21 protein-coding genes are annotated in these 24,516 nt (G+C 68.1%); 7 read left to right on the top strand and 14 right to left on the bottom strand.

The features are described 5' to 3' along the window. Position 1: 1 nt before the first annotated feature. Positions 2-2,566, bottom strand: coding sequence for a bifunctional lysylphosphatidylglycerol flippase/synthetase MprF (gene mprF, locus G370_RS0119750; RefSeq protein ID WP_019662129.1), 2,565 nt, complete (start codon positions 2,564-2,566; stop codon positions 2-4). Between the two features lie 192 nt (positions 2,567-2,758). Between mprF and G370_RS0119745 the strand changes: the two genes are divergently transcribed. Next, positions 2,759-3,106 carry a RidA family protein gene (locus G370_RS0119745; RefSeq protein WP_019662128.1) on the top strand — a complete coding sequence of 116 codons (348 nt, stop codon included), beginning with the start codon at positions 2,759-2,761 and terminating at the stop codon, positions 3,104-3,106. A gap of 152 nt (positions 3,107-3,258) precedes the next feature. Here G370_RS0119745 and rnfB read toward each other — a convergent pair whose 3' ends face one another. The 9 genes from rnfB to G370_RS0119700 form a co-directional block, all read right to left on the bottom strand. Further along, entirely contained in the window at positions 3,259-3,672 is a 414-nt protein-coding gene (gene rnfB / locus G370_RS01000000120970) for an Rnf electron transport complex subunit RnfB (RefSeq protein ID WP_019662127.1), read from the bottom strand. A gap of 25 nt (positions 3,673-3,697) precedes the next feature. After that, entirely contained in the window at positions 3,698-4,288 is a 591-nt protein-coding gene (locus G370_RS0119735) for an HAD family hydrolase (RefSeq protein WP_026347281.1), read from the bottom strand. Positions 4,289-4,366: 78 nt separating this feature from the next. Beyond that, positions 4,367-6,448 (bottom strand): methionine--tRNA ligase, encoded by a 2,082-nt coding sequence (gene metG, locus G370_RS0119730; protein ID WP_019662125.1) that lies wholly within the window; start codon positions 6,446-6,448, stop codon positions 4,367-4,369. A gap of 99 nt (positions 6,449-6,547) precedes the next feature. Continuing rightward, positions 6,548-6,991: a DUF2147 domain-containing protein gene (locus G370_RS0119725; protein ID WP_012480941.1), complete on the bottom strand. Its 444-nt coding sequence runs from the start codon at positions 6,989-6,991 to the stop codon at positions 6,548-6,550. A gap of 369 nt (positions 6,992-7,360) precedes the next feature. Continuing rightward, positions 7,361-7,765 carry an SMU1112c/YaeR family gloxylase I-like metalloprotein gene (gene gloA2, locus G370_RS0119720; protein ID WP_019662124.1) on the bottom strand — a complete coding sequence of 135 codons (405 nt, stop codon included), beginning with the start codon at positions 7,763-7,765 and terminating at the stop codon, positions 7,361-7,363. Continuing rightward, positions 7,762-8,832: a serine hydrolase domain-containing protein gene (locus G370_RS0119715; protein WP_019662123.1), complete on the bottom strand. Its 1,071-nt coding sequence runs from the start codon at positions 8,830-8,832 to the stop codon at positions 7,762-7,764. The genes gloA2 and G370_RS0119715 overlap by 4 nt, the downstream gene beginning before the upstream one ends. A gap of 16 nt (positions 8,833-8,848) precedes the next feature. Further along, positions 8,849-10,789: a DUF885 domain-containing protein gene (locus tag G370_RS0119710; protein WP_019662122.1), complete on the bottom strand. Its 1,941-nt coding sequence runs from the start codon at positions 10,787-10,789 to the stop codon at positions 8,849-8,851. A 95-nt stretch (positions 10,790-10,884) separates the two neighbouring features. Then, positions 10,885-11,670, bottom strand: a complete 786-nt coding sequence (locus tag G370_RS0119705) for a queuosine precursor transporter (protein WP_010482923.1) — start codon at positions 11,668-11,670, stop codon at positions 10,885-10,887. Then, on the bottom strand, positions 11,667-12,362 hold the full coding sequence (locus G370_RS0119700; RefSeq protein WP_005414135.1) for a DUF502 domain-containing protein: 696 nt from the start codon (positions 12,360-12,362) through the stop codon (positions 11,667-11,669). The genes G370_RS0119705 and G370_RS0119700 overlap by 4 nt, the downstream gene beginning before the upstream one ends. Before the next feature lie 76 nt (positions 12,363-12,438). Here G370_RS0119700 and G370_RS0119695 point away from each other — a divergent pair, with 76 nt between their 5' ends. Next, a complete protein-coding gene (locus tag G370_RS0119695; protein WP_019662121.1) occupies positions 12,439-13,755 on the top strand; it encodes a hypothetical protein in 1,317 nt (438 codons plus the stop codon). A 7-nt stretch (positions 13,756-13,762) separates the two neighbouring features. Here G370_RS0119695 and G370_RS0119690 read toward each other — a convergent pair whose 3' ends face one another. The 4 genes from G370_RS0119690 to trxA all read right to left on the bottom strand — a co-directional run bounded on the left by G370_RS0119690 (position 13,763) and on the right by trxA (position 18,580). Beyond that, positions 13,763-14,215 carry a DUF4442 domain-containing protein gene (locus G370_RS0119690; protein WP_019662120.1) on the bottom strand — a complete coding sequence of 151 codons (453 nt, stop codon included), beginning with the start codon at positions 14,213-14,215 and terminating at the stop codon, positions 13,763-13,765. A gap of 77 nt (positions 14,216-14,292) precedes the next feature. After that, complete coding sequence (locus tag G370_RS0119685) at positions 14,293-15,918, bottom strand: CHASE2 domain-containing protein (RefSeq protein ID WP_019662119.1); 1,626 nt, start codon at positions 15,916-15,918, stop codon at positions 14,293-14,295. Further along, complete coding sequence (locus G370_RS0119680) at positions 15,915-17,615, bottom strand: FecR family protein (protein ID WP_019662118.1); 1,701 nt, start codon at positions 17,613-17,615, stop codon at positions 15,915-15,917. The genes G370_RS0119685 and G370_RS0119680 overlap by 4 nt, the downstream gene beginning before the upstream one ends. A gap of 107 nt (positions 17,616-17,722) precedes the next feature. Beyond that, positions 17,723-18,580 carry a thioredoxin gene (gene trxA, locus G370_RS0119675; RefSeq protein ID WP_019662117.1) on the bottom strand — a complete coding sequence of 286 codons (858 nt, stop codon included), beginning with the start codon at positions 18,578-18,580 and terminating at the stop codon, positions 17,723-17,725. 125 nt (positions 18,581-18,705) lie between these two features. On the opposite strand from trxA, the gene G370_RS0119670 reads away from it, so the two are divergent. The 5 genes from G370_RS0119670 (at position 18,706) to nadD (ending at position 24,491) form a co-directional block, all read left to right on the top strand. Further along, positions 18,706-19,308 carry a DUF998 domain-containing protein gene (locus G370_RS0119670; protein WP_019662116.1) on the top strand — a complete coding sequence of 201 codons (603 nt, stop codon included), beginning with the start codon at positions 18,706-18,708 and terminating at the stop codon, positions 19,306-19,308. 105 nt (positions 19,309-19,413) lie between these two features. Then, positions 19,414-22,056 (top strand): leucine--tRNA ligase, encoded by a 2,643-nt coding sequence (gene leuS, locus G370_RS0119665; RefSeq protein ID WP_026347280.1) that lies wholly within the window; start codon positions 19,414-19,416, stop codon positions 22,054-22,056. Between the two features lie 134 nt (positions 22,057-22,190). After that, positions 22,191-22,775 carry an LPS-assembly lipoprotein LptE gene (locus G370_RS0119660; protein ID WP_019662114.1) on the top strand — a complete coding sequence of 195 codons (585 nt, stop codon included), beginning with the start codon at positions 22,191-22,193 and terminating at the stop codon, positions 22,773-22,775. Between the two features lie 9 nt (positions 22,776-22,784). Beyond that, a complete protein-coding gene (gene holA, locus G370_RS0119655; RefSeq protein WP_019662113.1) occupies positions 22,785-23,822 on the top strand; it encodes a DNA polymerase III subunit delta in 1,038 nt (345 codons plus the stop codon). A 3-nt stretch (positions 23,823-23,825) separates the two neighbouring features. Next, on the top strand, positions 23,826-24,491 hold the full coding sequence (nadD, locus tag G370_RS0119650) for a nicotinate-nucleotide adenylyltransferase (RefSeq protein ID WP_019662112.1): 666 nt from the start codon (positions 23,826-23,828) through the stop codon (positions 24,489-24,491). Positions 24,492-24,516: the final 25 nt, after the last annotated feature.

Here is a 24,516-nt window from a genome sequence, read left to right as displayed (position 1 = left end):
TTCAGTTCCGCCGCGGATCCAGCGAGATCAGGCGCGTGGCATCCAGCAGCGCGGCCGGCAGATGCATGCCGCCGGGCGCCGCGAGATAGCGTGGCCGCCACTGCGGATCGAACTTCGACTTGAAGCGGCGCAGGCCACTGAAGCCATAGAAGCGTTCGCCATGCCGCGCCAGCAGGCCGGCCAGGCGGTTCCAGCGACCGGCCAGCCGATGCTGGGCCAGCCCGGACAACGGCGCCATGCCCAGCGAGAACCGCGCATAGCCCTGCGCGCGGCCCCACAGGAACAATTCGATGAAGAGAAAGTCCATCGTCCCCTTCGGCGCTTCGTTGACGTGGCGCATCAGGTCCACCGACAGCTCGGCACCGGCCGGTGCCTGCCACAGGTTGGCGAATGCCACGATCTGGCCCTCGGCTTCGACCAGTGCCACCGGGAAGCGCATTAGGTAATCCGGGTCGTAGCTGCCCAGCGAAAAGCCCTTCTCATCGCCGGCCTTGTCCTCCAGCCATGCGTTGGAGATCGCATGCAGACGTGGCAGCAGGCCGGGAACCTCCTCCTCCGGTGCCACGCGGAACGACAGGCCGCCGCGCCTGCCGCGGTTCCAGGCCTGGCGCAGATCGGCGCGTTCGCGGCCTTCCAGCCCGAAATCGTGCAGCGGCACGATCGCTTCCTCGCCCAACTTGACCAGGCCCAGGCCGAGGTCGAGATAGGTCTGCCAGTAGGTCTCGCCCACCTGGTAGAACACCGGGCGCAGGCCGAGCCGGTCGGCTTCTTCGCGGAAGCGCCAGATGAGTGCACGGGCCACGTCCGGCGGGCCGACCGGATCACCCATCGCGATCAGCGAACCGCCATAGCGCTGCATCATCACGAAGCCCTGTTTCGCATCATCGCGCAGCACCGCCTTGTCGGCGGTCAGTACCAGGCAGGCCTGGGTATCAGTGGCCCCGGCCAGCACCGGTGCCAGCGACTGCAACGTGGCCTCGTCAGCGGCCGGCAGCGGGCTGCGCGTACTGTGCAGCAGGCGGGCCAGGCCGAACATCACCAGCGCGATCGCCACCACCAGCAACGCACGCAGCGCGCGCGGTGCGTTGCCGGACAACGCGAACTGCCACCACAGCTCGTTCTGGTATTCGACATGGCTGTAGGTGAAGAACAGCAGCCAGGTGACCGCGACCAGCACCAGACCCAGATTGCGCAGCCACGGCCACGACCAGGCTTCATCCAGCAGCGCGCCCTGGCGGTAGAACTCGCGGCGTGCAGCCCACAAGGCCATCGCCACCAGCACCGCCGAGACGGCGATCAATGGTTGCCCGCCGCGCAGCCACAGCGGCAACGGGGTGACAACGCACACCGCCATCGCCAGCATCCACGCGGCGTGGCTGCGCCGGGCCAGGCCCTGGCCGATCAGCAGCAGCGCGACGCCACTGAGGCTGCCGATCAGGTGTGAGGTTTCCAGGATCGGCAGCGAGGCGTTCACCAGGTGACGGCGTGGCGTCGGCAGCGTGCCGTCGATGACCAGCGCGGCGCCGACGCTGAACACCGCCAGCGCGATGATCTGCGGCAGCCACGGGCGCAGCGCGTTCCAGCCGGCACGGGTTGCTCCGGCGCTGGCCTGCAGCGGCTGACGCAGGGCCGGCGCAAGGGCGAGCAGGGTGGCCAGCACCAGCGGCAGCACGTAGTAGGTGACGCGGTAGATCAGCGCTGCCGCCAGCACCGCTGCCGGTGGCACCTGCGGCAACAGCTTCAGCAGGCTCCACTCGAACACACCCAGGCCTGCGGGCACGGTGGAGACCAGACCGGCCAGTACTGCCACCAGGTAGAGGCCGACGAAGCCTGGCAGGCCGGTCGGCGTGGAGTCCGGCAGCAGCACGTAGAACGCGGCACTGGCCAGCACCAGCTCGATGACGCTGAGTACGGTGACACCGATCATGGTGCGGCGGTCGGGCAGCCACAAGGCATGGCCGAACACGCTGAACTGCCGTCCATCGCGGCCGACCAGCAGCACGGTGCCGAGATAGGCGAGCAGGGCGACGATGCCGACGATGCGCACGGCATCGGGATTCAATGGCAATGCCAACGCTGCCGCCGCCGGTTCCATGCACAGGGCCACGCTGATCAACAGCCATGCACCGAATACGAAACCGAGCGTGCTCATCAGCACCACCTGGCCAATCTGAGCCAGGTCCAGGCCGGCGCTGCGGTAGCCGCGCAGGCGTACCGCGCCACCGGTCAACGCGGCAAAGCCCACGGTCTGGCCCAGCGTGTGCGCAAGGAACGCAGTGATGCCGACGCGCGCGGGGTGCACGCGGATGCCGCTGCGTCGCAGGCCGATGGCATCGAAGCCGATCAGGCAAGCGTAACTGGCCAGGCCGAGTACCACGGTGAGCGTGATCTGCGTGCCGCTGAGCTGCCGGAACGCCTGGCGGATCGCACGATAGCCGTGCTCGTCGAACTCATTGGCCAGGCCGTGCAGGGCCAGGGCGAGGATCAGCAGCGGGATGACGATGGTAGCAACCCGCTTCCAGGTTGGCGTGGAAGGGGCAGTGGTGGAATCGACGGGGGTGGTCATCGGCGCAAGGGTGCGGCAGGAGGGGCGAGGGCGGTGTCAACGCGGGCGTGGCGCATCGTGCGCCTGTCATCGTCATTTGACCAGTGGGACCGTCGGAGCCCGGTAGTGACATGTCGCGGAGGGTACCCGTGCACCCACCGTCGACCGGTTTGGAGGACAATGCAGGCCTGATCAACCGCAGGAGCCACGCCCATGATGGAGCGTTACGACGTCGGACCGCGCATGTCCGAAATGACCGTATACAACAAGGTCGCCTACCTCTCCGGCCAGATTCCGGAGGACACCAGCCAGGACATCACCGGCCAGACCCGGCAGGTGCTGGCGGAGATCGACAAGCTGCTGGCGCTGGTCGCCAGTGACCGCCAGCACGTGCTGCGTGCGGAGATCTTCCTGGCCGACATGGCCGACTTCGACGGCATGAACAAGGCATGGGACGAATGGGTGGTTGAAGGCGCGACCCCGGCACGTGCCACGGTCGAGGCCAAGCTGGCCCACGCCGACTGGAAGGTCGAGATCGTGGTGACGGCGGCAGTACCGTAACGGCAGGCAAGGTCACCTCCCACCAGGGAGGGGGTAGAGTCGACTGTTGGCCGACTATCGCGCGCAGCGCGCGGTTTTGCGCCGCCGGAACGAAGAGCAGTCGACTAACAGTCGACTCTACCCCGCCGCTCCACTGCCGGTTGGTCCGGTGGCTACGCTGGCACCAGCTCGATGCAGTCCACCGGGCATGGCGGGATGCACAGCTCGCAGCCGGTGCACAGGTCGGCGATGACCGTGTGCATGTACTTGGCGCCACCGACGATGGCATCCACCGGGCAGGCCTGGATGCATTTGGTACAGCCGATGCAGTCGGCTTCCACGATCACTGCCACCTGCGGTGCCTTGTGCTGGCCGCGCGAACGATCGAACGGAATCGCCGGTACGCCCAGCACCTGCGCCAGCGCACGCGCACCGGCATCTCCGCCCGGCGGGCAGCGGTCCACGCCCGCGTCGCCGCGCGCCATGGCCTGAGCATACGGGCGGCAGCCGTCGTAGCCGCATTGCCCGCATTGGGTCTGCGGCAGCAGGCGGTCGAGGCGTTCGGTCAGGGGCGGAATCAGGCTCATGCGTGGCGAAGGCTGCGCGTCAAGTTCACTTCAAGGGTTTCCCACGGAACCAGCGCTCGTGGGCCAGCGCCAGCATCGGCCTGTCTTCGGCACTGTCACCGTAGGCATGGATGCGCACGTAGCGCGACAGATCGAACCGGCGTCGAATGTGCTCGGCCTTGCGCGGGCCGCAGTCGCCGCCGACGTAACGTCCGGTCAGGCGTCCGTCCCGGCTCTCCAACCGGTTGCAGATCAGCTGCAGGCCCAGCTGCTCGCACCATGGCCGCAGGTACAGGTCCAGCGAACCGGACACGATCACCACGGTGTGCTGCTGTTCCTTGTGCCAGCGGATCTGCTCCAGCATTTCCGGGCGTACCACGTCGGGCAGGAACTCACGCGAGAAGCCGGCCGCCAGCGTGGCGATGTCATCGCTGTGGCGGTCACTGAAGGTCAAACGGGTGACGCGTGCGCGGATGCGTTCGGCCGAGATCAGTTTCAGCCTGTACGCGGCCAGCCACGGGCCGACCTTCCACCACGCCTGTGCCAGCTGTTCGGCGGTGGCCACGCGGCGCAGGAAACGGCCGTAGGTATCGCAGGTGGTCACGGTGTGGTCGAAGTCGAACAGCGCCAGTTCCATTCCGTTGCCTCCCATCGCGTTGCCTCCGGTGGCCGGTGCTGCCGGCGGGCGCGGCGGTGGCCGCGCCCGCTGCAGGCATCAGCGCACCGGCATGCCCGGCTGCGCGCCGCTGTCGGCGTCCAGCAGCGCCAGCGCGCCACCGTCGAAACCGGCCGACAGGATCATGCCTTCGCTCAGGCCGAAGCGCATCTTGCGCGGGGCCAGGTTGGCGATGAACACCACGTTGCGGCCCACCAGCTGCTCCGGCTCGCCGTAGCTGCCACGAATGCCGGAGAAGATCTGGCGCTTGCCCAGTTCACCTGCGTCCAGTTCGAAGCGCAGCAGCTTGTCCGAGCCTTCCACGAACTCGCAGACCAGCACCTTGCCGATGCGCAGGTCGAGCTTGGCGAAATCGTCGATGCCGATGTAGGCCGGGGCGTCGGCGCTCTTTGCGTCGTCCTTGGCCGGGGCCGAGGCGGCCGGCTTGACCGCTTCGGTCTTGGCGGCGGGGGCGGCAGCAGCGGCCGGCTGCAGGGTGTCCTTGGAGGCGTCGATCATGGCGTCAATCTTCTTCGGGTCGATACGGGTGAACAGCGGGGTGTAGTCGGTGATGCGGTGGCCCAGCAGCGGTTGCGCCAGTTCGGTCCAGTCGTTGACCGGCGCGGCCAGGAAGGCCTCGGCCTGCGCGGCGGTGGCCGGCAGCACCGGCTTCAATGCGGTGACCAGCACGCGGAACAGGTTCAGGCCCTGGCTGCACACGGCCTGCAGCTGCGCGTCGGCGCCCTCCTGCTTGGCGATGACCCACGGCTTGACGTCGTCGATGTAGCGGTTGGCTTCGTCGGCCAGGGCCATGGTCAGGCGGATCGCCGCAGCCGGGTCGTTGCGCTCGTAGGCTTCACGGATCGGTGCCAGGCCGTCGACGAAGCGCTGGTACTGCGCGGCATCAGGCAGCTGCGCGGCCAGCTGGCCTTCGAAGCGCTTGCTGATGAAGCCGGCGCAGCGGCTGGCCAGGTTGACGAACTTGCCCACCAGGTCGGCGTTGACGCGGGCGATGAAGTCACCCAGGTTCAGGTCGAGATCGTCGACGCCACCGCTGGACTTGGCGGCGTAGTAGTAGCGCAGTGCCTCCGGTTCCAGGCCCGCGTCGAGGAAGGTACGGGCCATCACGAAGGTGCCGCGCGACTTGCTCATCTTGGCGCCGTCCACGGTCAGGTAGCCGTTCACGTGCAGGCGCGTCGGCGCACGATGGCCGGTGCCATGCAGCACGGCCGGCCAGAACAGGCCGTGGAAATTGACGATGTCCTTACCGATGAAATGGTGCAGCTCGGTGGCGGTGCCGGCGCGCAGGTGCGCGTCGAAGTCCTCGCCGATCCTGCCGCACAGAGTCTGGAAGCTGGACAGGTAGCCGATCGGCGCGTCCAACCAGACGTAGAAGTACTTGCCCGGCTGGCCGGGAATCTGGAAACCGAAGTACGGTGCATCGCGCGAGATGTCCCACGCGCGCAGGCCACCTTCGGCATTGAGCCACTCACCGAGCTTGGCCTTCACGCCCGGCAGGGCGACGTCGCCGGCCAACCATTCGCGCAGGAACGCGTCGAAGTGGCCCACCTCGAAGAAGAAGTGCTCCGAATCGCGCATTTCCGGCGTGGCACCGGAGATCACCGAACGCGGTTCCTTCAGGTCGGTCGGCGCATAGGTCGCGCCACAGACTTCGCAGTTGTCGCCGTACTGGTCGGGGCTGCCGCAGTTCGGGCAGATGCCCTTGACGTAGCGGTCGGGCAGGAACATGCCCTTGGCCGGGTCGTAGAACTGCGCCACCGAACGGCGGCTGATGTGACCGGCCGCTTCCAGCTTCAGGTAGAACTGCTCGGTCAGCGCCTTGTTGGCCGCCGAATTGGTCGAGTCGTAGTGGTCGAAGGCCACGCCGAAGGCGGCGAAGTCACGTTCGTGGCTGGCCTGGATGTTGGCGATGAAAGTTTCCGGGGTGACCCCGGCCTTTTCCGCGGCCAGCATGATCGGCGTGCCGTGGGTGTCGTCGGCGCAGACGAACCAGGCCTTGCCGCCGCTCATTCGCCGCGCACGCACCCAGATGTCGGCCTGGATGTAGCCGACCAGGTGGCCCAGGTGCAGCGGGCCGTTGGCGTAGGGCAGGGCGGTGGTGACGAGCGCGGTACGGGTCATGGTCGCGGGGTGAAGCCGAGGGGAACCGCAGAGTATCGCATGCCCGCAACGAGGTGACCCGGCCGGGGCCGGGTCACGGGGGTGAAGCAGGGGGGGCGCTTATTCGCGCTGCCAGGTCTGCGCGCGGCAGATGAAGGCGATGCAGCCGGACACGTCAAGCCTGGTTCCGCCGGGCTGCAGTTCCATCTTCGACTTGTAGGTCTTGCCATTGGCCGGATCGAGGATGGTGCCGCCGGACCACTTGTTGGCGCCGTCGGCCTTCAGGTTCCAGAGGATGGTCATGCCCTTCACCGGCTTGTTCCTGTTGGCGCCTTCACAGCCGTCACAGACCGGGTTCGGGCCCTTGTCCGAGTGCAGGATGTCGACCACCTTGCCGGTCAGGGTGCCGTTGGCGGCCTGGGTGATCTCGACGATCGACTTCACCTTGCCGGTCTTGTCGTCGATGGTCTTCCAGCGGCCGGCGGCGCCATCGGCGGCCTGCGCCGAGAGCGCGGCCAGGCACAGCGGCAGTGCCAGCAGCAGGGTCTTGAAGGTGTTGCGCATGGTCCCCTCCCAGGGTTCATTCCGGCACGGTGCCGGCATGGGTCGACTGTATACCCATTCGGCGGGGTATGGGGAAGGGGGGCTTTGCAGGGCTGCGCCCTGCACCCGCAGAGGCAACAGCAACGGCAACGGCAAAAGCGGCCATTCCGTGGATGGCGGGGTGGGTCCGGTTGCGGGGGGCGCTGCAAGTACGTCCCTGTAAGCTCGGTCGCCGCATCCATGCGGCTCACGCCCCCGCAACCGGACCCACCCCGCCTTCGACAGAGTCCTGCGATCTGCCGGAATGGAACGGCCTGCTCTTGGTGGGTGTCGACCTTGGTCGACACGTAGATCCATGCCATGCATGGATGAATCACGATTGAAATACGCTCAACCGGCTTCGTACAGCTCCAGCGGCAGGCCATCCGGATCGGCGAAGAAGGTGAAGCGGCGGCCGGTGTATTCGTCCACGCGGATCGGTTCGCAGGCGACGCCATGCGCGGCCAGGCGCTGGATGAAGGGTTCCAGTGCAGCCACCCGGAACGCGAGGTGGCGCAGGCCCTGGGCTTCGGGGCGGCTGGGGCGCGGTGGTGGTGAGGGGAAGGAGAACAGCTCCAGCTGGCCGCCGTCGGGCAGGGCCAGGTCCAGCTTCCAGGAGTCGCGCGCGGCGCGATGGTTCTCGGCCAGCACGCGCAGGCCGAGGATGCGCACGTAGAAGTCCTTCGAGCGTGCGTAGTCGCTGCAGATCAGCGCAGCGTGGTGGATGCCCAGCAGGGCGTCGGAACCGGGGGTCATTGCAGGGTGTCCAGCCAGCGCTGGGCGATCTTCTGCGCCAGCGGATAGGGTTCGGGATCGTTGCGGTTGGTCAACACGATCACGGTCAGGTGCTTTTCCGGGTGGCGCACGATCACGTTGCGGAAGCCGATGCTCTCGCCGCTGTGCCATTGCACCGGGCCGTTCAGGCGCCAACCGAAGCCGTAGTGCGGCACGTCGGCTTCGGGCGTCGATGTGGCCGGGCTGAACATCGCCTGGCGCGAGGCCTTCGACAGCAGGCGGTCGTCGTACAGCGACGCATCCCAGCGGGCGAGGTCGTCCAGCGAGGAATAGATCCCGCCGTCTCCCAGTACGGCGCTGGTGGTGCTCTGGTCGGTGCGCTGCCAGCGGCCGTCGATCCGGCTGTAGCCATAGGCGCGTGCGGCGACCGTGTCCACGCCGTCCTGGTGGGCCACGGTATGCGCCATGCCCAGCGGGCGGAAGATGCGCTCCTGCAGGAAGGTCGCGTAATCTTTCCCGGACGCGCGGCCGACGATCAGTGCCAACAGCGCGTAGCCGCTGTTGCTGTAGCGGTACTGCGTGCCGGGTGCGAAATTCAGGCGGTCCTCGCGCGACAGCAGGGTCAGCACGTCGGCGTCATGCACCTGCCGCGTGTCAGCCGGGTCCATCAGGTCTTCGTAATCGAGCAGGCCGCTGGTGTGCGAGAGCAGTTGGCGGATCGTGATGGCCGCTGCAGCCGGCGGCAGTTCGGGCAGCCACTGTCGTGCAGGCTGATTCAACCCCAGCCGTCCATCCTCCACCAGCAGCAGCACCGCCGCAGCGGTGAACTGCTTGCTGACCGAGGCCAGCCGGAAGTTGCTGGCGGCAGTGACCGCAGTACCGTCCTCCACCACTGCCAGGCCGTAGCCACGGCGGAACACCGGCTGCCCGTCATGCAGCACCAGCACGGCGGCGCCGGGCACCCGGCCATCGTAGGCCTGCATCAGGCCGTCGATGCCCGCATCCGGTGGGGTCAGCACCGGCGCGGCGGAGCCCGCCACTGGCAGCAGGCCCAGCACGACGGCGAACAGGGCGACGGCAGGGCGCATGGCGGCTCCGGAGGGGTCAGGGTGAAGGGGCTGGTGTGGCGCTGGCGGGCTGCGCCATCCAGCGTTCCATCTTGCGGTCCAGCACGTCCAGCGGCATCGATCCGTCCTTCAGCAGTTCGGCGTGGAAGCGGCGCAGGTCGAAGGCGGCGCCCTGGCGTGCCTTGGCCTTGTCGCGCAGGGCGACAATGGTGGTCAGGCCGGCCACGTTGGACAGCGCCTGGCCGGGCTGGGCCATGATCCGCTCGACTTCGGCGTTGGCGTCGTCGCTGCTCATGTCCACGGTCTTCTGCAGGTAGGTGACGGCCTGCTGCTTGCTCCAGCCCTGTGCGTTCACGCCGGTGTCGGCCACTACGCGGGCGGCGCGCAGCAGGCGCGAATACAGGTAGCCGATGCGGTCGTAGGGATCGGTGTAGATGCCCAGGTTCTCACCCAGCGTTTCGGCATACAGGCCCCAGCCTTCGACGAAGGCGAGATCGCCACCGAGGCGGCGGAAGCGTGGCAGCTTGGCCAGTTCCTGCTGCAGGCCCAGCTGCACGTGGTGGCCGGGAATCGCTTCATGCAGGTACTGCACCGGCACGTTCCAGCGCTTGCGGGTGGGCAGGTCGCGGGTGTTCACGTACAACACGGCCGGTTGTCCGGCCGCGGACGGCTGATAGGCCGCTGCCGCGGCGGTGAGCGCACGCTCCGGTTCCACCGCACGGACGTCCAGTGCGGACTTCGGCAGCGTATCGAGCACCTGCGGCAGGCGTGCGTTGACCTGCTGCTGCACCTGGCGGTAGCGGTTGATCAATGCGTTGGCGTCACCGTACTGGAACTGGCGGTCGTTGCGCATGCTGCGCAGCAGCTTGGTCGGCGTGCCGCGCAGCTTGGCATCCTTCATCACGGTGGCAATCTGCGCCTGCAGCTCCTGCACGCGTTGCTCGCCCAGCGCGTGCAGTTGCGCGGCGCTCTGGTCGCTGGCGGTGGTCTGCACGATCAGGCTGGCGTACCAGGCCTGGCCATCGGGCAGCGCGCCCAGGCCGCTGCTGGTGCGCGTGGCCGGCAGGTATTCGGTGGCAATGAAGCCGCGCAGGGCGCGGTAGGCCGGCATGATGCGCAGCTCGATCATGCGCTTGTACTCGGCGCTGATGCGCGCCTTGTCCTCCGCCCCGATGGTGTTGGGCATGGTGCGGATCGGCGACCAGAAGATGCTCTCTTCGGCAGTCGGCTTGATCACCGCATCCAGCTGCGGCAGCACCTTCTCCATCAGGTCGCGCGGCTGCACCACGCCGGCCTTCATGCCCTGGCGCATGTTGTCGATGGCCTGGTCGAACAGTTCGGGAATGCCCAGCGAGCGGCGCGACCAGGTGTCGTAGTCCTGCACGGTGTTGAACGGCTGTGCGCCGGCGCCCGCGCCGAGGATCGCCATGATGCTGCCGACGTTGTAGTACTGGCTGATCGGCATCATCCAGCTCGGATAGCGTTCGGCGGCCAGCGAGGCGCGCGCATCGCGCACGAAGATCTCGTAGCTGAGCAGGTCCTGGCCCTGCAGGCCGTCGCTGCCGAGTTTCTCGACCTTGCCCAGCCACTCGGTGGTGAAGTCGTGCGATTGCTGGCGCCACGCGGCGGACAGGATGTTGGGCAGCTGGTCGTTGTAGCGGGCCTCGCCCTGGAAGGTTGCCTGCAGCGGATTCAACCGCATCGAGGCATCCCAGTATTCGTCGTACAGGCGCTCCAGCTGCACCTGCTTGGGCACGGCCCGGGCCGCTGCGGCCGGACGCGGCGCGGCGCGGCGCGCCGAACTGCCACGGGCCGGCGCGGTGGCGCGGGCGGGCCGGGCCTTGGGCTTGGCGGCCTGGCGGGTCTGCGCGGCGGCAGGGCGGCTGGCCTTCTTTTTCGCTGCTTCGGCCGACGGTACGGCGCTGAACAGGAACAACGCGGCAATGGCGGCGGCCAGTACGCGGGGGGAATACGGCATCAAGAAGCTTCCGTGGAACACAGACCGTGGAGCTTGCACGATCCGGCCGCGTACGGCCAGCGTGAAGGCGCAGTCAGCTTTCCGCTGCTGGGGCTTCAGTCAGCCGCGGCGGCGGCCCGCAGCGCGGCCGCCCTGTCTGCGCCCAGATAGCGGGTGATCGCACGCCGCATCAGGTACAGCAGCGGAATCAAGGCAATCGCAAAACCCATCTTGTAGATGTAGTTGACGCTGCTGACGGCCAGGAACAGCGAGGTCGGCCAGTGCTGCGGGCCGAGCACGAAGGCGATCCAGATCACCACGAAGCTGTCCACCACCTGCGAGATCGCGGTGGATCCGGTCGCACGCAGCCACACGTGGCGCTCGCCGGTGGCCTGGCGGATGCGGTGGAACACTGCCACGTCGATCAGCTGGCCGAGCAGGAAGGCCACCAGCGAACCGGCGATGGTCCACATGCCCTGGCCGAACACGGCTGCGAACGCGGCCTGGTAATCGGGCACGCCGTGGCCATCCATCGACGTGACCCACCAGCTGGCCGGCGCCAGTGAAATGGCGGCGAAGGCGAACAGGAAGCCGTAGCCGATCAGCACCACCGCCAGCCACGAGATGAAGCGCACGCCGCGCTTGCCGAAAAACTCGTTGATGGTGTCGGTCATGATGAACACCACCGGCCAAAGCAGGGTGCCGGCGGTGAAGCTGAGCGAGCCGGTCTGGCCGAACAGGTTCCAGTTCAGCGGAGCGATGCCGAGGGTGTCTTCCAGCGCGAAGATCTTCACCCCGATCAGCTCGGCCAGCACCGCATTGCCGCAGAAGAACGCGGCCAGCACGATGAACAACAGGACCGCGCGGTCCTGCAGCGGGCGCTCGATCGGCGCCGGGGTCATTCGGTGCGTTCGCCGGTGCGTTCGCCGGCGCGGGTGAACGGCACGCTGGACGGCGCCACGGCTCCGCCGGAAATGATGAAGCTCATGGCCTGGTCGACGGTCCAGTCGGTCGGGGTCAGCAGTTCCACCGGCACGATTTCCAGGTAGCCCGAGGTCGGGTTCGGCGTGGTGGGCACGTACACCGCGGCCAGCTCACGGTCGGTGCCGTGTTCCTTGATCACGCGGGTGACCAGGCCGACCGATTTCATGTCGCGGTGCGGGAAGTCGATCAGCACCACGCGCTGGGTGCTGCCCGGCTCGGTCTGCAGCATGTCCAGCAGCTTCTTGGCACTGTCGTAGATGATGCTGGCCAGGGGGATGCGCTTGATGACCGCGCCGACCCAGCGCAGCAGGCGCTGGCCAAGCACGCGGCGACTGGCCACGCCCACCGCCAGGATCACCAGCAGGGTGGCCAGCAGGGCGATGGTGTCCTGGATCCACTCGGCGCGGACCCAGCCCAGATAGTGCGGGAAGCTGGTTGCGATCTGTTCGGACAGCGGCACCACCAGCGGGCTGGAAATACCCGACAGCAGCACGAACACGAACTTGACCACGACCCAGGTCAGCCAGATCGGCAGCAGGGTCAGCAGGCCGGTCAGGAACAGGCGCTGCAGGGAGGGGCGGGGGACCAGGGCGGGGGCTTCGAGCGACATGCGCGCATTGTAGCGGTCACAGCCGGTCGATTACGCTGGGGAATCGACTGCGGCAACGGCACATGGAAGGGAAGCTGTGTTGAAGATTCTGCGCGGACTGGGCTGGACCCTGGCAGGCCTGCTGGTGCTGGCCATCGTGGTGTGGTGCGCCTCGCGCATGTGGCCGGTGCCCGAATCGCGCCTGCAGGCGCAGCAGCGACTGGAAGCACGCCTGCAGGTGAGCGGCCGCAATGGATATGCACTGTTGTGGACGCTGCCGTTCGACGATCTGGATGCCCAGCAGCGCGAGCAGGCGCTGGCCGAGGATGTACGGCGCTGGGAAGCCGATGCACATGGCGGAAGCAGCGGCCGGACACACCTGGTAGCCAACCATGCCGAGCTGCACTCGCGGCCCGAGGCCAGTTGCGGGCCGGCCGCCAGCGGCTGTCTCGCCCAGGTCCGCGCGGACCCGCAACGCTTCGTGGAGGCCCACGCCGGGCACCAGCAGTTGCATGCGCGGCTGGATCAGCTGGCCGACGCCGACTACTTCGCGTCGCCGTTCCCGCCGAAGGGCGAGGGCATTCTGGTCCCGTTGCCGGCCTATGGCGTAGTGATGGACGCCACCAGTGCACGCGCGCTGGCCTATGTGCAGGGTGACATTGACGGTGCCCTGCGTGGTGCCTGCCGTGGCCTGCAGCTGGGCCGGCGGCTGGTGCCCGGCAGCAGTTATCTGGTCGAGAGCATCATCGGTGCCAGCCTGGTGCAGGCCAATGCCCAGCTGCTGGCCGACATGCTGGTTGAACTGCCTGCCGACCACCCCCTGCCGGCCGAGTGCGAACAGGCCATGCAGCCGTTGCGGGCCGAGGAACAGAGCCTGTGCCGTGCTATGCAGGGCGAGTACGCGATGAGCCGGGCGGCGATCGAGTCCTCGGCCCGGGAATTTGGTGGCGTCCTGGTGCTTGACCGGCGCAGCACGTTGGCGCGCGTGGCCGGCAATCTTGGCTGGGCCTGTGGCGCAGCCGCCACGGCCGCGCTGGAGGCCGATCGGCCGCTGCCGTTACAAGCGCCGCCGCAGCGGGATTTCGGTTGCCTGTCCAATGTGATGGGGTGCGTGCTGACCGAGATTGCCGCGCCCGTCTATCCTGCGTATTCGTCACGGTCCCAGGACGCGGCGGCGATGCTGCGCCTGCTTGGCGCCAAGCGCTGGTTGCGGCAGCAGGCGCAAGACCCGGCTGAGGCGCTGCAGCGGTTGCCTGCGGAGTTCCGGTCGCCGGTGCGGTCGCCGCGGCTGTCCGTCGATGGCCGCCATCTGCTGGTGCCGCGTCGTTCTCCAGCGCGCAGCGCTGATGAGAACCCGTGGCTGACGGTACCGCTGCAGGCGGAGCCAGCTTCGGCTGCGTTGGCGCGCGATTGAGGCGCGCTCAGCGTGCGTGTGGCTTCAACCGCAGGTAGACCTGCTTGCGCACTTGGGCGACCACTTCGCCGCTCTCATCGACCACGTCGTTGCTGAACCAGCGCAGCACCTTCTCACCACTGGCTGCTTCCGTGCGCAGTTCATCCAGCAGCGCGTCGTCGATGCGGAATGACGTGCGTACGGTGCCGCGGCCGGGCTTGAGGAAGTCGATGGCGCCTGCTCGGTCCCACACGTAGTAGTCGCGCCCGAGGATGTGCAGCAGGCCCAGCATCCAGAATGGATCGGTCATCGCGAACAGGCTGCCGCCAAAGTGCGTGCCGACGTAGTTGCGGTTCCATGGCCGCAGGCGCAGCTCGACATCTATCTGCCGGTAGTCCGGCGTGATGCGGGTGACATGGATGCCGGTGAACAGGAACGGTGGCCAGAGATTGATACCGAAGCGGAACAGGTGGGCATTCATGCGGGTGCGGGGACGCAGGGCGAGGCGCCCAGTCTAGCCATTCGCATGCGTATGTTGCACCCCGGCGGCGGCGAGGGTCACGCCTTGTCGTCGATCACATACCCGTCGCGGCCGTTGGCCTTGGCCTGGTACAACGCGGCGTCGGCGCCTTCGACGAAATGATGCGGTTGCAGCGTGCCGTCAGGCACGCGGGTGAACACGCCGATGGTGAGGGTGACGGCACCGTCGCTGCCATCACCGGGGGCCGGTAGTACACGCACGCAGGCGATCAGGTCCTCGACGACCTGGCGTGCGCCTTCGGCCGGGGTATCCGGAAGCACCAGTGCGAACTCATCGCCACCGTAGCGCGCGGCCATGTCGCGTGGGCGCCGTGCATGCGCACCGATCAGCCGTGCAACATCGCGCAGCACGCGGTCGCCGACCTGATGCCCGTGGCGGTCGTTGTGGCGCTTGAAATGGTCGACGTCGATCAGTGCCAGGCTCAAGGACCTGCCACTGCGGCGCGCGGCATCGCATTCCTGCTGCAGTGACTGCTCGAAACGCAGGCGATTGCCGAGGCCGGTCAGCGCATCACGGTTGGCCTGGCGGTGCCAGGCCGAGATCCGCCAGATCGCCCAGGACAGCAACACCAGCAGGATGCCCAGCATTGCGCTTGCCGGTGCCCACCACAGGTCACCGGCACGCAACAGCAACCAGCTCAGCAGCGGTGGAAGCGGCAGCGAGCACAGTGCGGCAAGCCATGGCAGGCGCAGGCCGAGCAGGAGCACGCACAACGCGGCCAGCACGCCGCTGATGGCGTGCTGCCAGAGGCGTGGCAGCAGATCGATCTGCTTGTGCTGCAGCAGCATCGACGCGATGTTGGCCTGGTATTCGCTGCCGCTCATCCAGTACTCGCGGGTGGTCGGGGTCAACAGCCGCGGTGCGATGCCGCTGGCCGTCATGCCCACCACGATGCGGCGGCCATGCAGCATCGCCGTGTCCACGTGACCATCAAGTACGTCGGCATAGGACACCTGCGGCAGGCGCTCGGGCGGCCCCGCATAGCGCACGCGCACGTAGTCGTCGCGTCGCCACTGATAGGGCGAACCGATCTGCGGATCGGGATCGGGCAGGCCGTGCACCGTGCCCGGCGGCAGGTCGGCCAGCGCCAGGCCCAATGCCGGCCAATGGGCCTTGCCGATGCCCGCATGCAGATACACACCGCGCGCGACGCCATCGCCGTCCACTTCCACATCGGTATGGCCGATTGCCGCAGCACTGCTCGCGATCTGCGGAATCGGCAGCATTTCCTCGGCCATGCGGTCGCCGGCGGCCGGCGCCGCCAGCACTGGCAGCACCACCCGGCCACTGCGGCGGATCGCTGTGGCCAGTTCATCGTCCTGCTGGCTGTCGCGTCGATCCGGCTCAGACAGCATCAGGTCCAGTGCGATGCGCTCGGCGCCGGCGTCGGTCAGCCGGTCCAGCAGGCGCGCATGGACCGAACGGGGCCAGGGCCATTGGCCGATGCGCTGCAGGCTGCCCTCGTCGATGGCCACGATCAGCACGCTGGGGTCGGGGCGGTACTCCCAATTCCCAACCATGGCGTCATAGGCGGCTTCGTCCTGGCGCCACAGCCACTGGCCGTGGCTGGCGATCACCGTCAGCACGCCGGCCAGCAGTGCCAGCAGAATCCGCTTCGACCACGGCAGCGGCGAGCGCCTCATAACAACAGCAACAGCAGCAGGGCGCCGCCACCAGCGCCGTAGCACAGACGGCAAGGCAGCTTGATCTGCTGGGCCGGCGAGTACTCGCCCGCATGCCCGTCGTCGTCGATGTACTGCACGCGCACATGCAGGGTGCCGCTCCACGGCTGCTTGAAGCTGACCTGCGGCTCGCTTACGGTCTGGTCGACCAGGGGGGCCCGGAAGTCGCCTCGACGGTCCACCTGCACCCGGTACCGCTGGCCTTCGCTGCCGGCCTGCCAGCGGAGGGTCAGTTCGCCACGCGTGACCTCAGGCGGCTGCAGGGCCGGGTCGACCGGTTCATTGCTCAGTTGCAAGGGCAGGGCCTGGCCATAGCGGCCCTGGTGGCCGTTGCCATCGCGCGAGGCCACCCGCCAGAAGTACTGGCCGGGCGGCAGCGGCTGCGCCAGGCGCAGGTCGGTGACCGGGGTGCTTTGTTCCTGCAGCGGTTGCTCGAAGTTCGGCTCGGCGGCAATCTGCAGCACGCTGCTGCGCGCACCGGGCGCCTGGCTCCAACGGAAGCGCGGTCGGTCGCTGTTGATGGTCTGCCCGTGCAGCGGGGCCACCGTCAGTGGCGGCGGGGGCTGGTCGCCGAGTTCGAAATCGGCGCTGGCGTCGAGGCCTTCCACACCCTGCGCATCCACGGCGCGCAACAGGATGCGCAACTGGCCGGGGGGCAGGTCGCCGATCGCCAGCCGGGTATCGGTGGTGGTGGCGGCAAACAGCAGGATTTCCGGCGTTGCCGACAGCACCACTTCAACGCGGTAGCGGGCGGCGCCGTCGACGGGGTCCCAGGCGAGGAGGGCCGGCAAGGGCGCCAGGCGCATGCCGTCGCTGCGCAGCTGCGGTGCTGGAAGAAGCGCGGAGACAGCATCCGGCGCCGTATCGGCGCTGCTGCTGAGGCTGGCCTGTCCAGGCTGGACCAGGCGCTTGCCGTGGATGTTGCCGACCTGCACCTTGCCCTGCAGCACTTCGGTGGCAGCCACGTGGCCGGCGTCACCGGCGCTGACCCGGAATACGGTACCGCGTACGCTGCTGGTCGCCGTAGGTGCATCGATGATGTAGCGCGAGGCGGGGCCACGGGCAGGCGTCACCCGGTTGCTGGCGCGGCCCTGCTGGAGGCGCACGCGGGTATCGACCATGCCGGTGTGGCCGTAACGGCTGAGCTGGTCCAGGCGCAGCCGGGAATGCTCGCGCAGCTGCAGGCGGGAAGCGTCGGCGAATTCAAGCGTGACGCTGGAGTCGCCCTCGGTCTGCACCGTGTCACCGATGCGAAGCTGTTCCCCGGCCAGTAGCGCGCGCGTGGCGCTGCCATCGGCGCCGGACAGTTCGACCTTGCCCCTTACCGACAGCACGCGGGCGGGGGCTGGTTCGATGCGCAGCCAGCTGATCGGGAAGCGCAGCAGCTGCCCCGGCGGCAGCTGGTAGGGGTTGTCGATGCGGTTGTGCTGTTGCAGCTGCTGCCAGCGTACCGAGGGCTTGAGATACAGGCCACCCAGGTCCCACAGGGTATCGCCGGGACGGACCCGGTAGTTCCAGTCCTGGGCCGCGGCAATGGCCGGCAGGAAGAGAAGAGCGCAGAGCAGCGCGCCCTGGAAGCGCATGGCGAACGACAGCGAGCGGACGAAGGTCACAGTTTGCAATCCCGGCAATGCGGGGGCGCAGCTGCAAGACCCCATGGCCCCGACCTCATCCCCCCGAACGGATCGTGGCGGCCGCACGGCCGCCATCCAGTGCATTATTGCCCGCGTTCAGTGCAGGGATTCTGAACGAGGACGGCTCCCGTTCAGAACAGCAGCGAGGCCATCCGGCGACGGTACTGGCCGACCAGGTCCTCGTCGGAGATCACATTGAAGGCGTCGATCAGGGCCTTGCGCGGCAGCCCTTCCTCGAACGTGCGGTCGATCCGCAGCATTTCCAGGAACTGGGCCAACGCAGCTTCGTCATGGCCCCCGAGCAACAGTTGCACGCCGCGCAGATGGCGGGCCTTGAGGTCCTTGCCATCGGCGGCGATGCGGGCGTCCAGCACTTCAGCGGCCGGGGCATCCTTCAGCGCGGCGGCGAAGGCCAGGCGGGCGCGGGCACGCACGGCGCGGTCGTCGGTGGCCAGATTGGCGGGCAGGCCGTCGATCAGGGTGCCGGCTTCGTCCACGCCACCGATCTGCAGCAGGGCCAGGGCCAGGTCGAGCTTCAGTTCGTCCTTGTCCGGCTCGGCGGCGATCTGGGCACGCAGCACATCGACCTGCGCCTGCGGGTCCAGCGGGGCGTCATCTTCGGGCGCGGCGTCGCCGACATCGGCCGGCACGATGCCGTGCTGGGCCAGGAACTCACGCAGCTGGCCTTCCGGAATCGCGCCCGGGAAGCCATCCACCAGCTGGCCGCCCTTGACCAGGAACACGGTCGGCACCGAGCGGATCTGGAAGGCCGCTGCGATCTGCTGTTCCTTGTCGACATCGACCTTGGCCAGTTCGAAGGCGCCGTTGTACTCGGCGGCCAGTTTTTCCAGCATTGGCCCCAGGGTCTTGCACGGCCCGCACCAGGTGGCCCAGAAGTCGACCAGCACCGGCGTCTGCAGCGACTTCTGCAGGACTTCGGCCTCGAAGGTCGCAGTGGTGGCGTCGAATACGTAGGTCGTCTCGGTCATGGGGGGAGGCATCGTTTGGCGTCTGGAGTCCGATTCTATGGTGACGATCGATGCCGGTCTCAACCCGGGTTGTGGTAAATGCCTGACAATGCAGTCTTCCTCTCGCCGTACTTTCCGGAGTCTGCATGTCGTCCCTGTCCCCGTTGCTGCGCCTGCCTGGCCTGGTCGCCGCGCTGCTGTTTGTACTGGCGGTGATCGGTTTCGGCGCCGGCCTGGACGGCTACGCACAAGCCCGTCATCCGGTGGCACTGCTGGGCGCGCAGGGGGTGCCGCATGCGCTGGCCTTCAATCTGCTGGGCTTCGTGCTGCCGGGCCTGCTGGCGGCGATCGTGGCCGAGTGCCTGCGCCGCGGGCTGCCGGCAACCGCCGGCTGGGCGCCACGGGTGGGCAGCCAGATGCTGCTGCTGGCCGGGTTGGCCTTCGCCGCGATGGGGTTGCTGCCGCTGGATGTGGATGACCTGCACGGGCCGGCCAGCCAACTGCATGCCAGCGCCTGGATGATCTGGGTGCTGGGTTTTGTCGCCGGAACCCTGCTGCTGGCCGTATCCGGTCTGCGCCAGGTGCATGGCCGCGCGCTGGGCGTACTGGCGCTGGGCTGCGGCATGCTGGCCGCGCTGGCCGCGTTTGCCCTGCAGGGCGTACTGCCGGCGCCGCTGGCACAACGGCTGGCGTTTGCGTGCTGGGCAGTCTGGCTGGGGGCGGCCCTGCCGCTGTCGCGCCCACGCTGAGACGCCTCCCAGGGCGTCGCGGCGCCTGCCTCCGGCGGGCAGGATTGGAGACGTTTGCCGCACTGCGGTACGCTGTACCGCTTTGCCGCCGCATCCGCGTGTTCCATGACCAGCGCTGAAACCAACGCCTACGACCCGCAGCAGGTTGAATCCGCCGCCCAGCAATACTGGGACGCTACCCGTGCCTTCGAGGTCGACGAGACTTCGGACAAGCCGAAGTACTACTGCCTGTCGATGCTTCCGTACCCGTCCGGTGCGCTGCACATGGGCCACGTGCGCAATTACACGATTGGCGACGTGATCAGCCGCTACAAGCGCATGACCGGCCACAACGTGCTGCAGCCGATGGGCTGGGACGCGTTCGGCCTGCCGGCGGAAAACGCCGCGATCAAGAACAAGACCGCGCCGGCGGCGTGGACCTACAAGAACATCGACCACATGCGCAGCCAGCTGAAGTCGCTGGGCTACGCCATCGACTGGTCGCGCGAGTTCGCCACCTGCCGCCCGGACTATTACGTCCACGAGCAGCGCATGTTCACCCGCCTGATGCGCAAGGGCCTGGCCTATCGCCGCAATGCGGTGGTGAACTGGGACCCGGTCGACCAGACCGTGCTGGCCAACGAGCAGGTCATCGACGGCCGCGGCTGGCGCTCGGGTGCCCTGGTCGAGAAGCGCGAGATCCCGCAGTGGTTCCTGCGCATCACCGACTATGCCCAGGAGCTGCTGGATGGCCTGGACGAGCTGGACGGCTGGCCGGAATCGGTCAAGACCATGCAGCGTAACTGGATCGGCCGTTCCGAAGGCCTGGAAATCCAGTTCGACGTGCGCGATGTCGACGGCAGCGCGCTGGACCCGCTGCGTGTGTTCACCACCCGCCCGGACACGGTGATGGGCGTGACCTTCGTGTCGATTGCCGCCGAACACCCGCTGGCGCTGCACGCGGCGAAGAACAATCCGGAACTGGCCGCGCTGCTGGTCGACCTGAAGCAGGGGGGGGTGTCCGAAGCCGAGCTGGAAACCCAGGAAAAGCGCGGCATGGATACCGGCCTGCGCGCGCTGCACCCGGTGACCGGCGAGCCGGTCCCGGTGTGGGTCGCCAACTTCGTGCTGATGGGCTACGGCACCGGCGCGGTGATGGCGGTGCCGGGCCATGACCAGCGCGACAATGAAGTGGCCAACAAGTACGGGCTGCCGATCAAGCAGGTCATCGCGCTGAAGGATCCGCGCACCGACGAAGAGCGCACCTGGGACGGCAGCCGCTGGCAGGACTGGTACAGCGACAAGAGCCGTGCCTTCGAGCTGGTCAACTCGGCCGAATTCGACGGCCTGGACTTCCAGGGCGCGTTCGAAGCGCTGGCCGAACGCTTCGAGCGCAAGGCCCAGGGCCAGCGCCGCGTCAACTACCGCCTGCGCGACTGGGGCGTGAGCCGCCAGCGCTACTGGGGCTGCCCGATTCCGGTGATCTACTGCGCCAAGTGCGGCGCGGTGCCGGTGCCGGAAGAACAACTGCCGGTGGTGCTGCCGGAGGACGTGGCGTTCTCGGGTACCGGTTCGCCGATCAAGACCGACCCGGAATGGCGCAAGACCACCTGCCCGGACTGCGGCGGTGCGGCCGAGCGCGAGACCGATACCTTCGACACCTTCATGGAGTCGAGCTGGTATTACGCCCGCTACACCTCGCCGGGTGCCCGTGACGCTGTCGACAAGCGCGGCAACTACTGGCTGCCGGTGGACCAGTACATCGGTGGCATCGAGCACGCGATCCTGCACCTGATGTATTTCCGCTTCTACCACAAGCTGCTGCGCGACGCGCGGATGGTGGACAGCAACGAACCGGCGCGCAACCTGCTGTGCCAGGGCATGGTGATCGCCGAAACCTATTACCGCCCGAACCCGGACGGCTCGAAGGACTGGATCAATCCGGCCGATGTGGAAGTGCAGCGCGACGAGCGCGGCCGCATCACCGGCGCCACCCTGATCGCCGACGGCCAGCCGGTGGTGGTCGGTGGCACCGAGAAGATGTCCAAGTCGAAGAACAACGGCGTGGACCCGCAGGCGATGGTCGGCAAGTACGGCGCCGACACCGTGCGCCTGTTCTCGATGTTCGCCGCGCCGCCGGAGCAGTCGCTGGAGTGGAACGAGGCCGGCGTGGACGGGATGGCCCGCTTCCTGCGCCGCCTCTGGGCCCAGGTGCAGAAGCATGCCGCCGACGGCGCCGCCCCGGCGCTGGATGTTGCAGCACTGGACGCCAACCAGAAGGCGCTGCGCCGCAAGACCCACGAAACCATCGGCAAGGTCGGTGACGACTACGGCCGCCGCCACAGCTTCAACACCGCGATCGCTGCGGTGATGGAGTTGATGAACGCACTGGCCAAGTTCGAGGACGGCAGTGAGCAGGGCCGTGCGGTGCGCCAGGAAGCGCTGCAGGCCATCGTGCTGCTGCTGAACCCGATCACCCCGCATGCCAGCCACGCCCTGTGGCAGGTGCTGGGTCACGCGGAGACGCTGCTGGAAGACCAACCGTTCCCGCAGGCCGATGCCAGTGCGCTGGTGCGCGACGCGCTGACCCTGGCGGTGCAGGTCAACGGCAAGCTGCGTGGCACCATCGACGTGGCGGCCGACGCCGCGCGCGAGCAGGTGGAGGCACTGGCGCTGGCCGAGCCCAACGCGGCCAAGTTCCTGGAAGGCCTGACGGTGCGCAAGATCATCATCGTGCCGGGCAAGATCGTGAACATCGTCGCCGCCTGATGTATCCGCACCGGCGCCCGCGAGGTGGCCGGTGCCATTCCGGTGCAGGGCCAGGCGTCTGATGGCCCTGCATTCACGCGGCTTCGGGCAGGCTGTGTGTTGCCGTGATCGCCCGGCTCCGCCAGACTGTCTCCATGACCCGAATCCTGCTTGCCCTCGTTCTTGTCCTCGGCCTTGCCGGCTGCGGCTTCCATCTGCGCAACAAGCTGATGCTGCCCACCGACACCGCCCCGGTGAAGGTGGTATCCACCGCCCCGTACAGTGAACTGGTCAAGCTGCTCAACCGCAGCCTGCTGGCTTCCGGTGCCAGGCTGGCTGATGAGGACAGCAACGAACCCAGTACCCAGTTGCAGGTGCTGTCCGAGCGCTGGGGCGACCTGCCGATCGCCATCGACTCGCAGGGCCGCGCCCAGGAGTACAGCCTGCGCTATGCGGTGATCTTCATCTTCCGTCGCGAGGATGGCAGCGAACTGGTGCCGCAGCAGGTGATCGAGCTCTCGCGTGACTACGTGTCGCCACCGACCGACGCCACCGGTACCACCACCGAACGCGAGATCCTGGCCAACGAGCTGCGCCGGGAAATGTCCGCCTCGATCATCCGCCGCATCGACAGCGTGGTGCGTGCCGAGCTCGAGAAGGGCGGCAGCCTGTCGGCGCCGAAAGCCAAGCCGATTGAAGGCGCGGTACCGGCCGAGCCGGTCCCCGCAGCCAAGCACTGAGCCGCGGCCATGGAACTGCGTCCGGAGCAGCTGGCCAGCCAGGGCGCTGATACCGCGCTGGCGCCGGTCTACCTGATTGCCGGCCCGGAAACCCTGCGTGTGCTGGAGGCAGCTGACGCCATCCGCGCACGCGCACGCGCCGCCGGCATCGGCGAACGTGAAGTGTTCGACGCCGATGGCCGTGATTTCGACTGGAACCAGCTCGACGCCAGCTTCAACGCGCCCAGCCTGTTCAGTGCCCGCCGCCTGGTTGAGGTGCGCCTGCCCAGCGGCAAGCCTGGCAAGGACGGGGCCGAAGTGATCAGCCAGTTCTGTGCCAACCCGGCGCCGGACGTGGTGCTGATGATCACCGCAAGTGAATGGAGCAAGGCCCACCAGGGCAAGTGGGCCGAAGCGATCAACCGCATCGGCGTGCTGTCGGTGGCCTGGGCGGTCAAGCCGCATGAATTGCCGGACTGGATCGAGCGCCGCCTGCGTGGCAAGGGACTGCGTGCCGATCCTGCCGCCGTGCAGCGCCTGGCCGAGCGGGTGGAAGGCAATCTGCTGGCTGCTGCCCAGGAAATCGACAAGCTGGCGTTGCTGGCCGATGGCCAGCCGCTGGACGTGGAGCGCATGGAGTCGCTGGTGGCCGATGCCGCCCGCTATGACGTGTTCCGGCTGGTGGAAGCGGCCTTTTCCGGCCAACCGCCGGCGGTGCTGCGCATGCTGGCCGGACTGCGCGGCGAGGGCGAGGCGGTGGCTGCGCTGATGCCGATGGTGATCCGCGAGCTGCTGGCGGGCGCTGGCCTGGCCCGGGTGCAGGCCCGTGGCGGCAACCTGGCGGCTGAAATGAAATCGCGCGGTATCTGGGAATCGCGGCAGGCCCCGTACAAGCGCGCGCTGCAGCGGCATCCGGAAAGCAAGCGTTGGGAACGCTTCGTGGCCGAAGCCGGGCTGGTTGACCGCATCGCCAAGGGCCGCGCCGAGGGTGATGCCTGGCTGGCGCTGGAGCGCCTGCTGGTGGTGGTGGCCGAACCGCGTGCCGTGCGCCTGTTGGCGCGGGCCTGAGCAATGAGCCTGCGGATCTATTACGGGGGCACCTTCGATCCGGTGCACCTGGGGCACCTGGCGATCGCGCGTGCGGCCCGTGATGAACTGCAGGTCGCCGTGCGCCTGCTGCCGGCCGCCGATCCGCCGCACCGCGCGGTGCCCGGTGCCACCGCTGAGCAGCGCTGCACGATGTTGTCGCTGGCCATCGGCGACGAGCCGGGGCTGTTGTTGGACCGCCGCGAACTGGATCGTGCCGCCCGCTGCCCCGGTCGTCCGTCGTACACTGTCGACACCCTGCGCGAGCTGCGTGGCGAGCTGGGCCCGAGCCGGCCGCTGGCCTGGCTGGTGGGCGCCGACAGCCTGCTGGGCCTGTCCGGCTGGCACGAATGGGAGGCCCTGTTCGACCTGGCCCACTTCGTGGTGGCCGAACGGCCGGGCAGTCCGTTGCAGGCGTCGATCGATGGCGAGCTGGGGCGTGCCCTGCAAGGGCGCTGGGCCGACAATGAGCAGGCCCTGTTCGCCAGCCCGGCCGGGCGCGTCCTGCGCCTGCACCACCCGCTGCGCGAGGAATCAGCCAGCGCCGTGCGCTCGCAGATTGCCGCTGGCGGCCCCTGGCGCGCACTGCTGCCACCGGCCGTGGCCGACTATGTCGCTGCACACGGGCTGTACCGCCCGGCCACGGCGTGAATGGCGCGGCCGCGCCATCCCCGTA

It is taken from the genome of Stenotrophomonas hibiscicola ATCC 19867 (assembly GCF_000382065.1).
Classification (GTDB): Bacteria; Pseudomonadota; Gammaproteobacteria; order Xanthomonadales; family Xanthomonadaceae; genus Stenotrophomonas; species Stenotrophomonas hibiscicola.
The sequence above is the reverse complement of the archived record's forward strand: the minus strand, read 5'-3'. Positions and strand labels throughout refer to the sequence as shown.